The sequence below is a fragment of the Streptococcus sp. CCH5-D3 genome, from assembly GCF_001556435.1.
Lineage (GTDB): Bacteria > Bacillota > Bacilli > Lactobacillales > Streptococcaceae > Streptococcus.
Window position 1 is genome coordinate 1 of the sequence record NZ_LSIW01000123.1, and the last position, 18,768, is coordinate 18,768.

General features: G+C 37.9%; 17 protein-coding genes and 1 tRNA gene. 16 read left to right on the top strand and 2 right to left on the bottom strand.

Translation table 11 applies throughout. From position 1 onward, the window contains the following. The first annotated feature begins 239 nt into the window (after positions 1-239). Positions 240-313, top strand: a tRNA-Arg gene (locus AX662_RS07690). 24 nt (positions 314-337) lie between these two features. On the opposite strand, the gene AX662_RS07695 is transcribed toward AX662_RS07690, so the two are convergent. Next, positions 338-1,021: a YoaK family protein gene (locus AX662_RS07695; RefSeq protein ID WP_060972103.1), complete on the bottom strand. Its 684-nt coding sequence runs from the start codon at positions 1,019-1,021 to the stop codon at positions 338-340. A 16-nt stretch (positions 1,022-1,037) separates the two neighbouring features. Beyond that, positions 1,038-1,517: a 23S rRNA (pseudouridine(1915)-N(3))-methyltransferase RlmH gene (rlmH, locus tag AX662_RS07700; RefSeq protein ID WP_037598563.1), complete on the bottom strand. Its 480-nt coding sequence runs from the start codon at positions 1,515-1,517 to the stop codon at positions 1,038-1,040. A 205-nt stretch (positions 1,518-1,722) separates the two neighbouring features. On the opposite strand from rlmH, the gene AX662_RS07705 reads away from it, so the two are divergent. From AX662_RS07705 to ftsH, 15 genes are all read left to right on the top strand, one after another. After that, complete coding sequence (locus AX662_RS07705) at positions 1,723-2,958, top strand: S1C family serine protease (RefSeq protein WP_060972104.1); 1,236 nt, start codon at positions 1,723-1,725, stop codon at positions 2,956-2,958. 65 nt (positions 2,959-3,023) lie between these two features. After that, a complete protein-coding gene (locus AX662_RS07710) occupies positions 3,024-3,791 on the top strand; it encodes a ParB/RepB/Spo0J family partition protein (RefSeq protein WP_060972105.1) in 768 nt (255 codons plus the stop codon). A 238-nt stretch (positions 3,792-4,029) separates the two neighbouring features. After that, on the top strand, positions 4,030-5,394 hold the full coding sequence (gene dnaA / locus AX662_RS07715; protein WP_060972106.1) for a chromosomal replication initiator protein DnaA: 1,365 nt from the start codon (positions 4,030-4,032) through the stop codon (positions 5,392-5,394). A 155-nt stretch (positions 5,395-5,549) separates the two neighbouring features. Further along, positions 5,550-6,686, top strand: coding sequence for a DNA polymerase III subunit beta (gene dnaN / locus AX662_RS07720; protein ID WP_002883965.1), 1,137 nt, complete (start codon positions 5,550-5,552; stop codon positions 6,684-6,686). A gap of 51 nt (positions 6,687-6,737) precedes the next feature. Further along, a complete protein-coding gene (locus tag AX662_RS07725; protein ID WP_037599384.1) occupies positions 6,738-6,929 on the top strand; it encodes a DUF951 domain-containing protein in 192 nt (63 codons plus the stop codon). A gap of 209 nt (positions 6,930-7,138) precedes the next feature. Further along, on the top strand, positions 7,139-8,254 hold the full coding sequence (gene ychF, locus AX662_RS07730) for a redox-regulated ATPase YchF (RefSeq protein WP_002883967.1): 1,116 nt from the start codon (positions 7,139-7,141) through the stop codon (positions 8,252-8,254). Positions 8,255-8,326: 72 nt separating this feature from the next. Further along, positions 8,327-8,896, top strand: a complete 570-nt coding sequence (gene pth, locus AX662_RS07735; RefSeq protein WP_037597255.1) for an aminoacyl-tRNA hydrolase — start codon at positions 8,327-8,329, stop codon at positions 8,894-8,896. Continuing rightward, entirely contained in the window at positions 8,889-12,395 is a 3,507-nt protein-coding gene (gene mfd / locus AX662_RS07740; protein ID WP_060972107.1) for a transcription-repair coupling factor, read from the top strand. The genes pth and mfd overlap by 8 nt, the downstream gene beginning before the upstream one ends. A 185-nt stretch (positions 12,396-12,580) precedes the next feature. After that, positions 12,581-12,856 carry an RNA-binding S4 domain-containing protein gene (locus AX662_RS07745; RefSeq protein ID WP_002883975.1) on the top strand — a complete coding sequence of 92 codons (276 nt, stop codon included), beginning with the start codon at positions 12,581-12,583 and terminating at the stop codon, positions 12,854-12,856. Beyond that, positions 12,840-13,211, top strand: a complete 372-nt coding sequence (locus AX662_RS07750) for an FtsB family cell division protein (RefSeq protein ID WP_002886276.1) — start codon at positions 12,840-12,842, stop codon at positions 13,209-13,211. Before AX662_RS07745 ends, AX662_RS07750 begins: the two co-directional genes overlap by 17 nt. After that, positions 13,211-13,342: an SP_0009 family protein gene (locus tag AX662_RS07755; protein ID WP_060972108.1), complete on the top strand. Its 132-nt coding sequence runs from the start codon at positions 13,211-13,213 to the stop codon at positions 13,340-13,342. Before AX662_RS07750 ends, AX662_RS07755 begins: the two co-directional genes overlap by 1 nt. Then, positions 13,339-14,631: a serine hydrolase gene (locus AX662_RS07760; RefSeq protein ID WP_060972109.1), complete on the top strand. Its 1,293-nt coding sequence runs from the start codon at positions 13,339-13,341 to the stop codon at positions 14,629-14,631. Before AX662_RS07755 ends, AX662_RS07760 begins: the two co-directional genes overlap by 4 nt. Beyond that, positions 14,631-15,896, top strand: coding sequence for a tRNA lysidine(34) synthetase TilS (tilS, locus tag AX662_RS07765; protein WP_060972110.1), 1,266 nt, complete (start codon positions 14,631-14,633; stop codon positions 15,894-15,896). The genes AX662_RS07760 and tilS overlap by 1 nt, the downstream gene beginning before the upstream one ends. Before the next feature lie 81 nt (positions 15,897-15,977). Continuing rightward, positions 15,978-16,520, top strand: a complete 543-nt coding sequence (hpt, locus tag AX662_RS07770) for a hypoxanthine phosphoribosyltransferase (RefSeq protein ID WP_002883962.1) — start codon at positions 15,978-15,980, stop codon at positions 16,518-16,520. Between the two features lie 19 nt (positions 16,521-16,539). After that, a complete protein-coding gene (gene ftsH / locus AX662_RS07775; protein WP_060972111.1) occupies positions 16,540-18,519 on the top strand; it encodes an ATP-dependent zinc metalloprotease FtsH in 1,980 nt (659 codons plus the stop codon). Positions 18,520-18,768 lie beyond the last annotated feature (249 nt).

The window sequence follows — 18,768 nt, forward strand, 5'->3', positions numbered from 1 at the left end:
AACCCGTGTTACCGCCGTGAAAAGGCGGTGTCTTAACCCCTTGACCAACGGACCAAGTTCTGAGATTTTTATCTCGTTAATACTCTTATTATTATATCAGAGTATTCGGTTTTGTCTATACTTTTTTTTAAAAAAATATTAAATTTTGCTAAATTTATTCGAATTTTACGTTAGTTTTTATCTTGCTTTTACAAAGTATTGACATGTTGCTATATATTTTGTAAACTAATAGAGTTATTGGTCCCATAGCTCAGCTGGATAGAGCATTCGCCTTCTAAGCGAACGGTCGCAGGTTCGAATCCTGCTGGGATCAGATAAAAAACGCAATCTAGAATCTCTAGTTGCGTTTTTCTTTTGCCTCGATAAATAAGAAATAATTTAAAACAAACAAGGGAAGCAAAGTCGTATATAGGCTGTATTCATGTAAATATTGAGCAAACCAAGTTGAGGCTGCGACTCCTACCATAAATGTAAAGATGATAATAGTTGTATAAGAAGCTTGTTTAAGCACTTTGGCATCACCCTCGTCAATAGCCCTAGCAATGGTTAAAGAGGTATTAGTAATATTACCAGTCATCATAAAGGAAGCATAATTTACACCTCTGACTCGCTTAAAAATACCTACTTGAAGAGAGGCGAAGAATGCCAAGCCTGCAATCGTAATAGTAGAATCAACGTATGGTGTAATAATTGCAAGAATAGTCATCAAGAGAAGGGCAAGTCTAATCGCTTGCAAATGCCATCCCCACTTATGGTTAATGAGCCACTTCTTAACAAAAAAAACAAAAAACTGACCTAAAACAAAGAAAAAGATAGGTATTGCATAGCTAAAAGCTCTCGCAATATGCCCCTCAACAAGGTGAATGACCAAATAGAGGAGATTTCCTGTCTGGATACTTGCAAATCGACCGTCTTGAGTATTGTAAGTATAGGCATCAATGAAGCCACCTATATAACTAACTAGAGTTGCTACTCGTAATCCTTCAAAAACACGATAGGAGCGTTTTTTCATTCTGAACATGTCTGTTTCCTTTTTTCTACTTATGATAAGGACTTCCCTGCTGAATCATGAATGCACGATAAATTTGTTCTACTAATACAAGGCGCATAAGCTGATGAGGGAATGTTAAGAGACCAAAACTCATCAATCGATTAGCTCTCTTTTTTACTGTTGGAGAGAGTCCCAAACTGCCCCCTATAATAAAAGTAATATCTGAGTAGCCTCTAAGGGTCACTTGCTCTAACTCTTTAGCAAATTGTTCCGAGGGAAATTGTTTTCCTTCAATAGCTAAGGCAATGACATAATCTCGATCACCTACTTTAGCCAAGATACGCTGTCCTTCTTTGTCTAGGATAGCTTTATTTTCAGCTTCACTTGCATTATCTGGCGTCTTTTCATCCGTTAATTCTATAGATTCAAATTTTGTGAAGCGTCCTAGTCGTTTGACATACTCCGCAATACCATCTTTCAAATATTTTTCTTTAAGTTTTCCAACGGTAATCAATTTAACTTTCATAGGCTTATTATAGCACATATCCACAATCTTTTAACACCTTATCCACACCTTTTTCGTGTCAAGCATCTCTAGTTATCCTTATAAAATTGCTTTTTATCTACACTTTTTGAAACTTATCCACAGACTGTTGATAACTGTTTTTTAAAATCACTTTATGATATAATTAAGCTTACTTTGATATGTTTATCAAAAAGGAGGACTAAACGTGAAAAAATTTAACTGGAAAAAAATAGTAGCGCCAATTGCAATGCTTGTTATTGGCTTACTAGGTGGTCTACTAGGTGCCTTTATCCTATTAACAGCAGCAGGGATATCTTTTACCAATACAACAGATACAGGTGTTAAAACAGCTAAGACCGTATACAACAATACAACAGATACAACTAAGGCTGTTAAGAAAGTACAAAATGCCGTTGTTTCTGTCATCAATTACCAAGAAGGCTCATCTTCAGATTCCCTAAATGAACTTTATGGTCGTATTTTTGGTGGAGATGATAGTTCTGATTCTAGCCAAGACAAATCAAAAGATTCTGATGGGTTGCAAGTCGCTGGTGAAGGTTCCGGTGTTATCTATAAAAAAGATGGGAAAGAGGCCTACATCGTAACCAACAACCACGTTGTTGATGGTGCTAAAAAACTTGAAATCATGCTTTCAGATGGATCAAAAATTACTGGTGAACTCGTTGGTAAAGATACTTACTCTGACCTAGCAGTTGTCAAAGTTTCTTCAGATAAAATTAAAACAGTCGCAGAATTTGCAGACTCAAACTCTCTCACAGTCGGCGAGAAGGCAATTGCTATCGGTAGTCCACTTGGTACCGAATACGCCAACTCAGTAACAGAGGGAATCGTATCTAGCCTTAGCCGTACCGTAACTATGCAAAACGACAATGGTGAAACTGTCTCAACAAATGCTATCCAAACAGATGCTGCCATTAACCCTGGTAACTCAGGTGGTGCCTTAGTCAATATCGAAGGACAAGTTATCGGTATTAACTCAAGTAAGATTTCATCAACGTCAGCAGTCGCTGGTAGCGCCGTTGAAGGTATGGGATTTGCCATTCCATCAAACGATGTTGTCGAGATTATAAATCAATTGGAAAAAGACGGTAAAGTTACACGACCAGCCTTAGGAATCTCAATGGCCGATCTTAATAGCCTTTCTAGCAGTGCAACTTCTAAATTAGATTTACCAGATGATGTGAAATCTGGAGTTGTAGTCGGCAGCGTTCAAAAAGGTATGCCAGCTGACGGTAAACTTCAAGAAAATGATGTTATCACTGAAATTGACGGTAAGGAAATCAGCTCAAAAACTGATATTCAAACCAATCTTTACAGCCATAGTATCGGAGATACAATCAAGGTAACCTTCTATCGTGGTAAAGAGAAGAAAACTGAAGAACTTAAATTAACAAAATCTACAGAAGACTTATCTGACTAAGTCATTGACAAATCTGTCAAAAGACCTTTACAATAATGTAAAGGTCTTTTTTGGAAAGGAATAACATGCAAGAACAACTCAAAGCTTTACCTATTAGTGACATCTACCCAAATCCTTTTCAACCTCGTATAGAATTCTCTGATGAAGAATTAGCAGAACTGAGCCAATCAATCGCTGAAAATGGACTGATACAGCCAATCATTGTCCGAAAATCGGACATTATTGGTTATGAACTAATTGCTGGGGAAAGACGTTTACGTGCCTGTAAACGTCTGGGAATGACAGAAATCCCTGCAGTCGTAAAGGAAGTCTCAGATCAAGAGAGTCGTAAACAAGCTATTATTGAAAATTTACAACGCTCGAATCTCAATCCTATTGAAGAAGCAAAGGCCTATCGTAGTTTAATTAATGAGTTAGCTTACAGTCACGAGGAACTGGCAAAAGCTATGGGGAAATCAAGACCCTATATCAGTAACGCTCTCAGACTCCTCCAACTTCCCAAAGAGATACAGACGAGTATCGAAAATGGCAAACTGAGTCAAGGACATGCTAGAGCGCTTTTATCTGTTGAGGATACCCAAAAGCAATTAACTATCTATCATCAGGTGCTTACTGAAAAATGGTCCGTTCGTACTCTGGAAAAAAGACTTCAAGAACTTCCTAAAAAACAAAAATCAAAAAAAGATATTCACATAAAAGATAAAGAAAAAGAACTAGAAAAATCACTTGGTCTCCCCGTTACTCTTCGTTATCACAAAAATCACTCTGGAACTATTCAGATCCACTTTTCGACGGAGGAAGATTTTAACAGAATTATCAACAAGCTAATTTGACCTGTGAATTGATGAGAAAAAAGAAACAAACTTATCCACATCATAAAAATGTAGCCCTCCCTTTATTTTAGAGGGTTTCTTTTTTTATTCACAACTTGTGGATAACTCTTGTGCACAATGTGAATTCTCTTTTTTTAGCTGTGGATAACTAGAGAAACTTTTATCTTCTGACCTGTGGAAAACTTTTTTGTTTTATGATAGAATCAGAGAACAAGAATAAATAAGGAGAATTGATGGAATGACCGAAAAAGAGCATTTTTTTTGGAATAAGCTCTTAGAGCTGGCCAAAGAGGAACTAACACAAGCCACTTTTGATTATTATGTCCTAGATACCAAGCTCATCAAAGTTCAAAATAACGTTGCTACAATTCTGCTTGAAGAAGTCAAAAAGCTATTCTGGGAAAAGAATATGCAATCTTTCATTTTGATGGCTGGTTTTGAAGCCTATAATAGTGAAATAAAAGTTGAGTACGTCTTTGACGAAGCACTCATAAACGAGGCAAATTCAACTGTAGCAAATAATGACTTTGGTAATAAAAAAGAACAGCAGACCCCTGCTCTTCCTACATTGGACTCAGACTTAAATAGTAAGTATACCTTTGATAATTTTATCCAAGGGGATGAAAATCGTTGGTCAGTTGCTGCATCTTTAGCTGTAGCTGATTCACCAGGAGCTACTTATAACCCTCTATTTATTTACGGAGGACCTGGTCTCGGAAAAACTCACTTGCTCAATGCCATTGGAAACAAGGTCTTACATGATAATCCTCAAGCACGCATTAAATACATTACTGCAGAGAATTTCATTAATGAATTTGTTGTACATATCCGTTTAGATAAAATGGACGAACTAAAACTTAAATATCGTCATCTAGATGTTCTCTTAATTGACGATATTCAATCATTGGCTAAAAAATCAACGCAAGCCACTCAAGAGGAATTCTTCAATACTTTCAATGTCCTTCACAATAATAATAAACAAATTGTCCTGACCAGCGACCGTAATCCAGATCAATTGAACGAGATGGAAGAGCGTCTTGTCACGCGCTTTAAATGGGGGTTAACCGTCAATATCACACCACCTGACTTTGAAACGCGAGTGGCCATTCTTACTAATAAGATTATGGACTATGATTATCATTTTCCTCCTGAAACAATTGAGTATTTAGCTGGCCAATTTGATTCAAATGTCCGTGACTTGGAGGGGGCCTTAAAAGATATTAGCTTAGTTGCCAATGTTCGCCAGTTAGATACTATCACAGTTGAGGTAGCTGCTGAAGCTATTCGCGCACGTAAAATGGATGGTCCTAAGTTAACTCTTATTCCAATTGAGAATATCCAAACTGAGGTAGGGAAATTTTATAATGTCACTGTAAAAGAAATTAAGGCAACTAAACGAACACAAAATATTGTCTTGGCACGTCAGGTAGCCATGTATCTTGCGCGTGAAATGACTGATAACTCCCTTCCAAAAATTGGAAAAGAATTTGGCGGAAGAGACCACTCAACTGTCTTACATGCATACAATAAAATCAAAAATATGATTGCCCAAGATGACAGTTTACGCATTGAAATTGATACCATCAAAAACAAGATAAAATGACACTTGTGGATAACTATTAAAAATTATTCAAACTTTTCCACAGGCTGTGCACAAGTTCAAAGCCTTGATAAAACTATGTTTTGTAGACTTATGCACAATGTCCACAAGACCTACTACTACTACTAAAATAATACTAATAAAAATAAAGGAGCATCATGATTCAATTTGCGATTAATAAAGCTTATTTCTTACAAGCACTTCATACGACTCGCCGTGCTATTTCTTCTAAAAATGCTATCCCAATTCTATCGACGATTAAAATCGAAGTTACCAGTGATGGTATCTATTTGACAGGATCTAATGGGCAAATCTCAATTGAAAATAGTATCTCAGTTTCGGAAGAAAATGCAGGTCTATTAATTACACAGCCAGGTAGTATCCTTTTGGAAGCAAACTTTTTCATTAATGTTGTCTCAAGCTTGCCTGATGTTACCCTTACTTTTGAAGAAATCGAACAATACCAAGTTTTACTAAAGAGTGGTAAATCAGAGATTACTTTAAAAGGGAAAGATGTTGAACAATATCCCCGTATTCAGGAAGTTGATAGCTTGACACCATTACTCATGGACACAAAAGTGTTAAAATCTATCATTGCTGAAACTTCATTTGCAGCAAGCACTCAAGAAAGTCGTCCAATTTTAACCGGAGTTCACTTTGTTCTTTCAAATCATAAAGATCTCAAAGCTGTAGCAACTGACTCTCACCGAATGAGCCAACGTCAACTTGTTTTGGAGCATTCTGCAGATAACTTTGATGTCGTAATCCCAAGTCGCTCACTTAAAGAATTGTCGGCAGTTTTTAGCGATGATATTGAAAACTTAGAGGTCTTCTTCTCAGCAAATCAAATTCTATTCCGTAGTGAAACAATTTCTTTCTATACACGTTTACTTGAAGGAAATTATCCAGACACTAATCGTCTCTTGTCCGATTCATTTGAAACAGAAGTTGTTTTTGAGACAGCTAGCCTTCGTTCTGCTATGGAACGTTCATATTTGATTTCTAATGCTAGTCAAAGTGGTACCGTTAAACTCGAAATCATTAATGGTAGTGTCAGTGCCCATGTTAATTCGCCAGAAGTCGGAAAGGTGAATGAGGATATTGACGTGCAAGATGTTTCAGGTAGTGATTTGGTCATTAGTTTCAATCCAACCTACCTAATAGATGCTTTGAAAGCTCTTAAGAGTGAGACTGTCCGTGTACGTTTCATTTCACCAGTACGTCCATTTACATTGACGCCAGCAGATGACAGTGAGAATTTTATTCAATTGATTACACCTGTAAGAACAAACTAAAATCGAAAAAGTTATCCACTGTGGATAACTTTTTTACTAGAAAGGGAATTTATGTACCAAATTGGAAGTTTAGTTGAAATGAAAAAACCACATGCTTGTACTATCAAAGCAACAGGAAAAAAAGCTAATGAATGGGAAGTAATCCGTCTTGGAGCTGACATTAAGATTCGTTGTACGAATTGTGATCATGTGGTCATGATGAGTCGTCATGATTTCGAGAAGAAACTTAAGAAGGTTTTATAACAGATGTTGGAGAGACTATATAACGAGAGTTTTATGTTCAGAAAATTAGTTCACTAGCAATATAAAAACTTTCTATAGTTCCTACTCACCTTTTTTATAGCATTCTTTGCCTTGCTTTCCTTTTTCTGATTCTCAAAGGGAAGTTGCCTATTTTTAACAATTTTTGTGTTATAATTAACTGAATTACTTTTTTATGGAGAAATAAATTAATGGCTTTAACAGCAGGTATCGTTGGTTTGCCAAACGTTGGTAAATCAACTCTTTTCAATGCAATTACAAAAGCGGGTGCGGAGGCTGCTAACTATCCTTTCGCAACAATTGATCCAAACGTCGGTATGGTTGAGGTACCAGATGAGCGTTTGACGAAACTGACTGAACTTATTACCCCTAAAAAGACAGTTCCAACTACATTTGAGTTCACAGATATTGCGGGTATCGTAAAAGGAGCATCAAAGGGTGAAGGTCTTGGAAATAAGTTTTTGGCGAACATTCGTGAAGTAGATGCGATTGTCCATGTCGTTCGTGCTTTCGATGATGAAAACGTTATGCGTGAACAAGGGCGTGAGGATGCCTTTGTAGATCCGATGGCTGATATTGATACAATCAATCTAGAATTGATTTTGGCTGACCTTGAATCAATTAACAAACGTTATGCGCGTGTCGAAAAAATTGCACGTACACAAAAAGATAAAGATTCTGTGGCAGAGTTTAACATTCTTCAAAAGATTAAACCTGTTCTAGAAGATGGTAAGTCTGCACGTACGATTGATTTTACTGAGGAAGAGCAAAAAATTGTTAAGGGACTCTTCCTCTTGACAACAAAACCAGTGCTTTACGTGGCTAACGTTGATGAAGATCAGGTCGCAAATCCTGATGATATTGATTATGTGAAGCAAATTCGTGAGTTTGCAGCGACTGAAAATGCAGAAGTAGTTGTTATCTCGGCACGTGTTGAGGAAGAAATTTCTGAGTTGGATGATGAAGATAAGGAGATGTTCCTAGAAGACCTTGGTTTGACAGAATCAGGAGTTGATAAACTGACACGCGCAGCCTATCACTTGCTTGGTCTTGGAACTTACTTCACTGCTGGTGAAAAAGAGGTGCGTGCTTGGACCTTTAAACGAGGTATCAAGGCTCCACAAGCAGCTGGAATTATCCACTCTGACTTCGAGAAAGGCTTTATCCGTGCTGTAACCATGTCTTACGATGATCTCATTAAATATGGTTCTGAGAAAGCTGTTAAGGAAGCTGGTCGCCTTCGTGAAGAAGGAAAAGAATACGTTGTCCAAGATGGCGACATCATGGAATTCCGTTTCAACGTTTAGAAAATAAAAAATAGTGCACAAGGCTGAAAAGTATTTTTCAGTCCTTTTGCTGTTTATCAAAGAGGAGAAATAATGACAAAATTAGTAGTTGGCTTGGGAAATCCTGGTTCAAAATACCATGAGACACGTCACAATGTTGGTTTTATGGCTATTGACCTAATGGCTAAGGAACTGGGATTAACCTTTTCTGAAGAAAGGACCTTTAAGGCTGAAGTGGCTTCGACCTTTTTAAATGGTGAGAAGGTTTATTTTGTGAAACCAACAACCTTTATGAATTTATCTGGCCTAGCTGTTAGAGCATTACTAGCTTATTACAATATTCCCATGGAGGATTTTATCGTCATTTACGATGACTTAGATATGGAAGTTGGGAAATTGCGCTTTCGTCAAAAAGGTTCAGCGGGTGGTCATAATGGTATTAAATCTATCATTGCTGAAACTGGCACTCAAGAGTTTGACCGTATAAAAATTGGTATTGGCCGCCCACAGAAAGGAATGACGGTCGTTAATCATGTCCTTGGAAAATTTAGTGAAGACGACTATGCCACAATTTTACTGACTTTAGACAAGGTAGAGACAGCCCTCAATCATTACCTGAAAACCAATGATTTCGAAGACACTATGAGGCGTTATAATGGCTAATACTCTATTAGATCTTTTTGAGAAGAATCATCACTTGCTTGAGTGGCGTGATAAAGTAACCCTATTGAGTAGGCAGTTGGTCATGGGATTTTCTGGTTCCAGCAAGGCAGTTGTCATGGCATCTGCTCTTTCTGAGCAGGTTCCTAAGATTTTAATAGTTACTTCAACACAAAATGAAGCTGAGCAACTGACAGGAGATTTGTCAGCTATCTTAGGAGAGGATAAGGTTTATTCTTTTTTTGCAGATGATGTAGTAGCTGCAGAGTTTATCTTCGCTTCACCTGAAAAGACCCATTCTCGTCTTGAAAGTCTTAATTTTTTAATGGATAAAGAGGCCAGTGGGGTTTTGGTCACGAGTTTAGTTGGTGCTAAGTTACATTTGCCTAACCCTAAGGTTTATAAAGACTCTCGCATTGACTTAACACTAGGGGAGGAACATGATTTAGAGGCTCTAAGTAAGCATCTGACTCATATTGGATACCAAAGAGTGGAGCAAGTTCTCTCACCTGGTGAGTATAGTCGTAGGGGCGACATTTTAGATATTTATGAAATGACTTCAGAGCTCCCCTACCGTTTAGAATTTTTTGGAGACGAGATTGATGGCATTCGTCAGTTTGATAGCGATAGTCAGAAATCTTTAGACAATTTAGAGCATGTTATCGTATCACCAGCAGATGATATTATCTTAACAAGAGAGGATTACCAACGTGCTGAGAAGGCCCTAGAAAGTGCGGTCTCGAAGGCAGAAGGTCCTCATAAGGCTTACCTTGAGGAAGTTCTGTCGGTTACGATTGATGGCTACCGTCATAAAGATTTACGTAAGTTTTTGTCTCTCTTTTATGATAAGGCTTATACCTTATTTGACTACCTTCCAAAGGGAACTCCTGTATTCATTGATGATTTTCAAAAGATAGTGGACCGCCATGGACGTCTTGAATTGGAGGTGGCTAATCTTTTAACTGAGGATCTTCACCAAGGCAAGTCTCTGAGTCATCTAAACTACTTAGTGGATTCATTTAAGACTTTACGTAACTATCAGCCAGCTAGTTTCTTTTCGAATTTTCATAAGGGCTTGGGAAATCTTAAATTTGATAAGTTGTATCAATTCACGCAATACCCAATGCAGGAGTTCTTTAACCAGTTTCCACTTCTAGTTGATGAAATACATCGCTATACCAAGAATAAGGCTACAGTTATTTTACAAGTGGGGTCTGAAAAGCAACTCAAATCTTTGAAGGAAACCTTGGAAGAATATGATTTAGATTTACCACTTAGTAGTTTTGGAAATTTGATTCCTCATAAGCCTCAATTAGTTCTAGGAAACTTATCCAATGGTTTTTACTTTGCTGATGAAAAGCTTGTTCTGGTCACTGAACGTGAGATTTTCCATAAAAAAGTAAAACGTCGTGCGCGTGCCAGTCACGTCTCCAATGCTGAGCGTCTAAAAGATTACAATGAGCTTGAAAAAGGTGATTATGTTGTACATCAGACTCATGGTATCGGACAATTTAAAGGTATCGAGACTATTGAGATTAAAGGGGTGCATCGTGACTACTTGACCATCCAATATCAGGATGCTGCAACAATTTCTCTACCTGTTGAGCAGATTGAGATTCTCTCTAAGTATGTGTCAGCGGACGGGAAAGAGCCTAAAATTAATAAACTCAATGATGGGCGTTTCCAAAAGACTAAACAAAAAGTAAGTAAGCAAGTAGAGGATATTGCTGATGACCTCCTAAAACTCTATGCCGAACGCAGTCAACTTAAAGGTTTTGCATTTTCACCAGATGATGATAACCAAAGGGATTTCGAGGATGATTTCGCCTATGCTGAGACAGAAGATCAATTGCGTTCTATCAAGGAAATTAAGGCAGACATGGAGTCAGACAAACCCATGGATCGTCTCTTGGTTGGTGATGTTGGTTTTGGTAAGACAGAGGTAGCTATGCGTGCCGCCTTCAAGGCAGTCAATGATGGAAAGCAAGTTGCTATCCTAGTTCCTACAACGGTTCTTGCCCATCAGCACTATTTGAATTTTAAAGAGCGTTTTGAAAATCATGCCGTTGAAGTAGATGAACTCAGTCGTTTTAGAAGTAAAAAAGAGCAGAATGAGACTATTGAAAATCTAGCTAAAGGGCGTATTGATATTATTATTGGTACCCACCGCCTACTGTCTAAAGATGTTAAGTTTTCTGACTTAGGCTTGCTAGTAATTGATGAAGAACAACGTTTTGGCGTGAAGCATAAAGAGAAACTTAAGGAGTTGAAAGCTAAGGTTGATGTCCTTACTCTAACTGCGACACCTATTCCTCGTACGCTTCATATGTCTATGTTAGGTATTCGTGATTTGTCGATTATTGAGACAGCACCTACCAACCGTTATCCAGTTCAAACTTATGTTATGGAAACCAATCCTGGTCTTATTCGAGAAGCGATATTAAGAGAGATGGACCGAGGTGGTCAGATTTTTTATGTTTATAATCGTGTTGAAACCATTGATCAAAAAGTTTCTGAATTACATGAGCTAGTCCCTGAAGCACGTATCGGATTTGTTCATGGTCAGATGAGTGAGGTTATGTTGGAGAATACCCTCTTGGATTTCTTGAATGGTGATTACGATGTATTGGTAGCAACGACCATTATCGAGACAGGGATTGATATCTCCAACGTTAATACTCTCTTCATTGAGAATGCGGATCATATGGGCTTATCTACCCTTTATCAGTTGAGAGGTCGTGTGGGACGTAGTAATCGAATTGCTTACGCCTATCTCATGTATCGTCCTGACAAAGTGTTGACGGAAGTCTCTGAGAAGCGATTGGATGCTATTAAGGGCTTTACAGAACTGGGATCAGGTTTCAAAATAGCCATGCGTGATTTATCAATTCGTGGTGCAGGGAACATTCTTGGCGCTTCTCAAAGTGGTTTCATCGACTCAGTCGGATTTGAAATGTACTCGCAACTCTTGGAGGAGGCTATCAATAAACGTCAAGGTAAAACTCAAGTTCGACGTAAAGGAAATGCAGAGTTCAATCTTCAGATTGATGCTTACCTCCCTTCTGACTATATTTCTGACGAGCGCCAAAAAATTGAAATTTATAAGCGTATTCGAGAAATTGAGAATCAGAAAGACTATCAAGACCTTCAAGATGAGCTTATTGACCGCTTTGGAGAATATCCAGACCAAGTTGCCTATCTCATTGAGATTGGTCTGGTTAAGGCTTATTTGGATGCTGCCTTTGCAGAATTAGTCGAGCGTAAGAACGATACTATTATTGTTCGTTTCGAAAAAGCCTCTCTCAAATTCTTCTTGACTCAAGATTATTTCGAAGCCATCTCTAAAACGCATTTAAAAGCAAAAATCAGTGATAACCAGGGGAAAGTAGAGATTACTTTTGATGTTCGTAACAAGAAAGACTATGAAATTCTTGAAGAATTAAAGATTTTTGGACAGACATTTATGGAAATCAAAGAACGTAAAGAAAAAAAAGAAGCTTAAGGAAAGTTTAAGTAAGTCTCTCTATACTATAAAACATCCTAAAACTTTTCTTTTTCATAAATCTCCTGAGAGGGTCGACTAGTGTCGATCCTCTTATTTTTGTACTTGAAAAGGCTTTAGTCCCCTATTTTCTCAAAAAAATGCTATCATAGAAGAGATATCCTAACGAAAAGGAAACAGTAACATTGAGATTAGACAAATATTTAAAAGTATCACGAATTATCAAACGCCGTCCAGTTGCTAAAGAAGTGGCTGATAAAGGGCGTATAAAAGTAAATGGTGTACTCGCTAAGTCATCTACAGATTTAAAAATTGGTGACCAAGTGGAAGTTCGTTTTGGAAATAAACTCTTGACTGTCCGTGTTCTAGAAATGAAAGATAGTACGAAAAAAGAAGATGCGGCAAAAATGTACGAGATTATAAGTGAAACAAGGATTGAAGCAGATGAGCAAGAAGCCTAATATTGTACAGCTTACGAATGATTACATTGATAATGCCAATCAAGAGCAACGATTAGAGCGTGCCGAACACGAGCAAAGGAATCGCTTTATGGGGTGGATTCTCTTTGTGGTTGTTTTACTCTTCATCTTGCCAACCTACAATCTGGTTGAGACCTATATGAATATCAAGCAGCAAGAGAAGGAAGTCTTGTCGCTTCAGAAAGACTATGATAAATTGTCAGATCAGACAAAGGAACGAAAGGATTTGGCTAAGAAACTTAAGGATGATGCTTTCGCTGAGAAATATGCGCGTGCTAAGTACTATTATTCACGTGAAGGAGAGTCAATCTATCCTGTACCAAGCTTATTACCCTAATGAAAGATTTACTAAAAACTGTAGAAACTTTTTTAACCTATTCAGAAGCCAAGTTAGAGGAACTATCAGCAAAAAATCAGCAACTTAAAACGGAATTACCGAGGAAAGAGGAGGTGAAGAAGCAAGCATGAAAAAGCTCTTAATAGCTGCAACTGTTGTGCTTGTATCTTCTAGCCCTCTAGTCCTACTTCCTATGGAGAAGGAGCTAACTCTGACCCCAAAACAGGTCCAAAAATTAACTCAAAATACTACAGCTAGTTTGACTCAATTTAAACAGATTCCTAAAAATCCAAGAACGATAACAAATATCCTAACTTATAAGAACAAGGAATTAACCGAATTTAAAACCAGTATCCAAGCGGATACCAAACTATCGATTTCTGCTATTTTTGGGAACGCAAAAGGTGAACCTGTTTTCCAACTTCAAGATGGTGATTATGTAGCCGCTAGTCAGAAATCAATTGTGGATGATAGTATCTATAATCAAAAACCAGTAGATATGACCTTCTGGACTAAAGATGGTTTAACGGTATACAAAGAACCTTACGTGTTAGGAACTGAAAAAGCTGACTCTAAACTCGCTAGTTTCAAACCTATTAAGGTTAGCCAAGCAGCTCAGACGCATGCAGGGACCTACTATTTAGTAGACGGAGAGGGGTGGATTAACGCTTCTGATTTATCAACGACTGATAATCGCATCGAGTCTGTTCAAAAAGTCCTTAATGAGAAGTATAACAATCAAGAGCGCATCTCAGTTTATGTTAAACAGCTTGATACGAACCGAGTAGCTGCTATCAATGACGAAAAAAGCATGTATGCGGCTAGCGTAGCCAAGCTAGGAGTACTCTATTATGCACAGGAACGTCTGTCTCAAAAGAAATTATCATTATCAGATGAGTATCAATATACCTCTGCTGTAAATAGTTTTCCAGGTGCCTATGATCCAGATGGTTCTGGAAAGATTAGTAAGATACCTGATGATAAAAATTATAGCTTAGAAAATCTGTTGAAGGCTGTAGCCCAAAACTCAGATAATGTAGCGACAAATATATTAGGTTATTATGTAGCCAATCAGTATGATAAAGCCTTCCAAAAATCAGTAGATAAAGCCGCAGCGACCTCGTGGAATATGGATAAAAAGGAGTTGACTGCTAGAGCCGCAGGTACTTTGATGGAGGCTGTTTATAGACAAAATGGAGATATTATCAATTATCTTTCAAGCACGGACTATGATGGCGAACGTATTTCCAAAAACATTGATGTCCCTGTTGCACATAAAATAGGGGATGCCTACGACTTTAAACATGATGTCGCTATTGTTTATGCAGATTCTCCCTTTATTTTATCGATTTTTACGGATAAAGAAGGCTATGACAAAATCACCTCAATTGCAGATGATGTTTATGGAATTTTGAAATAATGACACAAAAATTGTTGCAAATGATGCAAGCCAAGGGTTATTTTAACCGGCACAAGAAAATTTTAGTAGCAGTATCAGGTGGAGCAGACTCTATGAGTTTGCTGCACTTTTTGTATAACCATCAAAAAGATTTGGATATTCAGTTGGGGATTGCTCACGTTAATCATAAACAACGACAAGAGTCGGAGCATGAAGAAGCGTATTTACGTCATTGGGCAGAGGAACACAAGGTCCCTTTTCACTATAGTGCATTCTCAGGAAAGTTTTCAGAAAATGCTGCCCGTACCTTTCGCTATGAGTTTTTTAAGCAGGTCATGAAAGATTATGATTACTCTGCTCTTGTAACAGCCCATCATGCAGATGATCAGGCAGAGACAATTTTTATGAGACTGTTGAGAGGAAGTCGTTTAAGACACCTGACAGGAATTTCAGCTATCAGACCATTTGGCACTGGTCAGATTATTCGTCCCTTTTTGCATCTTACGAAAGCTCAGCTTCCCGTAACTTTCCATTTTGAGGATAGGAGTAATACTTCACTAGCCTACCTTCGGAATCGCATCAGACTGTCCTATCTTCCTACTTTATCTCAGGAAAATCCTAAATTTAAGGAGCACCTTTGTCTTTTAGCCGAGGAGATTGGTCTTCTGGAGCAAGCTCTAGGAGAGTTAACAAAGGATATTAGTATCACTGATCTATCTGTTTTTCAGCAACAGTCAGATGCTGTCCAGCTCTTTCTTCTTCAGAATTATTTAGACTCCTTTCCTGATTTACAGCTTTCTAAAGGCCAATTTAATCAATTGATAAGTTATCTAAGGAAAAACGCTTCAGGAAAGATGCCCCTAAAAAACGGTTATGAACTAGTAAAAACACAGACATATTTCTTGATAAGGAAAGAAGCGTCTATTTCTTTATCGCCTCCTTGTCTCTTAGAATTTGGAAAATCTGTTGAGTTTGAGGATTATACCTTGACTTTTTCAGAATTCAATGACGTTTCTAACACAGATACTATTAGTATTTGGTCAGATGCCCCAATAGTGATTCGCCATAGAAAAGAAGGCGATAGGATTGACCTTGGTAGTCACCATAAAAAATTAAGACGACTGTTTATAGACAATAAGATTTTAGAGAAGGATCGTCAAAAAGCCATTGTAGGAGAACAAGATGGTCATATTATTTTTCTTTATGTTGCTGGGCGTCTCTATTTGAAAAAAAGACCTGAAAATGCTATACTTTATGGCACTGTAGTCATTTATAAGAATTTCTAATCAAATACCATGTTCAAATAACGATGATTGAAGTAAAAGTGGTATAATAACAGAATATTGACTTCGAGAAAGGGAACCCAAATGTTAGAAAAAGACATTAAAAAAGTCCTCTTTTCCCAAGAGGATATCGTAGCTAAAACTAAAGAACTAGGACAACAACTGACAGAGGATTATGCGGGGAAAAATCCTCTTCTAGTCTGTGTTTTGAAAGGTGCTGTTCCATTTATGGCAGAACTTATCAAACATATTGATACCCATATTGAGATGGACTTTATGGTCGTTTCAAGTTATGGTGGCGGAACTGTCAGCAGTGGTGAAGTAAAGATTCTTAAAGATGTTGACACTAATGTTGAAGGACGAGACATCATCTTTATTGAAGATATCATTGATACAGGTCGTACGCTCCTTTATCTTCGAGATATGTTCAAGTACCGTAAAGCCAATTCAGTCAAAATCGCAACTCTTTTTGATAAACCAGAGGGTCGTGTTGTTGATATTGAGGCAGATTACGTATGTTATGATGTCCCTAATGAATTTATCGTTGGTTTCGGACTAGACTATGATGAAAAATACCGTAACCTCCCTTATGTCGGTGTCCTAAAAGAAGAAATTTATACAAAATAAGTAAAGGTCTAATTAATTTATGAATAATAAAAATAATAATGGCTTCTTACGGAATGCTTTTCTCTACATCATAGTTATTATTGCGGTTGTAACTGGAGTACAATACTTTGCAGGAGGAAGCCAAAGCCCAAGTCAACAATTGTCTTACACACAGTTGGTTAAGAAAATTGAAGATGGTAAGGTAAAATCTATCACTTATCAGCCAGACGGTAGTATCATTGAAGTTAAAGGTAGCTACAAAAAGGCTGAGAAGGTTGATACTGACCTTAGTCTACCATTTTTAGGTAGTGCATCATCAGAGACACGTAGCTTTACATCGACTGTGCTGCAGAATGAAACAACCATGCAGAAATTGCAATCAGCATCAGAAGCAGCTGATGTTAATGTTAAAATGATACGTGAAAGTTCAAGTGGTGCTTGGATTTCATATCTTTTTAGTTACCTACCTTTGATTGGGATTGCTATTTTCTTCCTTTTCATGATGAATCAAGGCGGTAACCGCGGTGCAATGAATTTTGGCCGCAACCGTGCTAAGACTCAATCAAAAGAGAATATTAAAGTTCGTTTCACAGATGTGGCTGGTGCGGAAGAAGAAAAAGAAGAACTTGTAGAAGTCGTAGATTTCCTCAAAAATCCACGTAAATATAAAGCACTTGGTGCACGTATCCCTAAAGGTGTCCTCCTTGAAGGTCCTCCAGGGACAGGTAAAACTCTTCTTGCTAAAGCTGTAGCTGGTGAAGCAGATGTTCCTTTCTTTAGTATCTCAGGTTCTGACTTTGTAGAGATGTTTGTCGGTGTCGGAGCAAGTCGTGTTCGTAGTCTTTTTGAAGACGCTAAAAAGGCTGAACGTGCTATTATCTTTATTGATGAAATCGATGCGGTTGGGCGTCGTCGTGGTACTGGAATGGGCGGTGGTAACGACGAACGCGAACAAACCCTTAACCAACTGTTGATTGAAATGGATGGTTTTGATGGAAATGAGAATATCATTGTCATTGCTGCAACCAACCGTAGTGATGTTCTTGACCCAGCCCTCCTACGTCCAGGACGTTTTGACCGTAAAGTTCTTGTCGGTCGCCCAGATGTAAAAGGCCGAGAAGCTATCTTGAAAGTTCATGCCAAAAATAAACCATTGGCTGAAGATGTTGATCTTAAGGTTGTGGCTCAACAAACTCCAGGTTTTGTCGGAGCCGACTTAGAGAATGTCTTGAATGAGGCAGCTCTAGTTGCAGCACGACGTAGTAAGACTAGAATTGATGCTAGTGATATCGATGAAGCAGAGGATCGTGTTATTGCCGGACCATCTAAGAAAGACCGCCAAGTTTCAGAACATGAACGTAAAGTTGTGGCTTACCATGAAGCAGGTCATACAATTGTTGGTTTAACACTTTCTAGCGCTCGTGATGTTCACAAGGTTACTATTGTTCCACGAGGTCGAGCAGGTGGTTATATGATTTCTCTACCAAAAGAGGATCAGATGTTGTCATCTAAAGATGAGCTAAAAGAACAATTGGCAGGCCTTATGGGTGGACGCGTTGCAGAAGAAATTATTTTCAACGTTCAAACCTCAGGTGCTTCAAATGACTTTGAGCAAGCAACACAGCTGGCACGTGCAATGGTTACTGAATATGGTATGAGCGAAAAACTTGGACCAGTCCAATATGAGGGTAATCATGCGATGAATCCAGGACAATTTACGACAGATAAGTCTTACTCAGCTCATACAGCTCAACTTATTGACGAAGAAATTCGGTCACTTTTAGTTGAGGCACACGATAAAGCGGCTGAAATTATCAATGCAAACCGAGAAACACATGCTCTCATTGCAGAAGCTTTGCTTAAGTATGAAACACTTGATGCTGCACAAATCAAGTCAATTTATGAGACTGGTAAGATGCCGGTGTATTCTCTTGGAGACTCAGAAGAAGATAACCATGCCCTATCTTACGATGAAGTCAAAGAAAGAATTGAAAATAAAAATAAAGATGAAGAAGAGTAAGGAGTTCTACTCTTCTTTTTTTAAGTAAAATCGAGAGAAGAAATACCATTAAAAAGCATTATAAAAAAAGAAAATTAAAATCACTGCAAATTGTTGACAAGATAAGTCAGAGATGATATTATAAATAAGCTGTTTCGGAAGGAGCAGCCAACACCAAGAAGTGAAAAAAACTTCGAAAAAAGTGTTGACAAGCTATTCTAGATTTGCTAGAATATAGGAGTTGTCTTAAGAGATACAAAGACCTTTGAG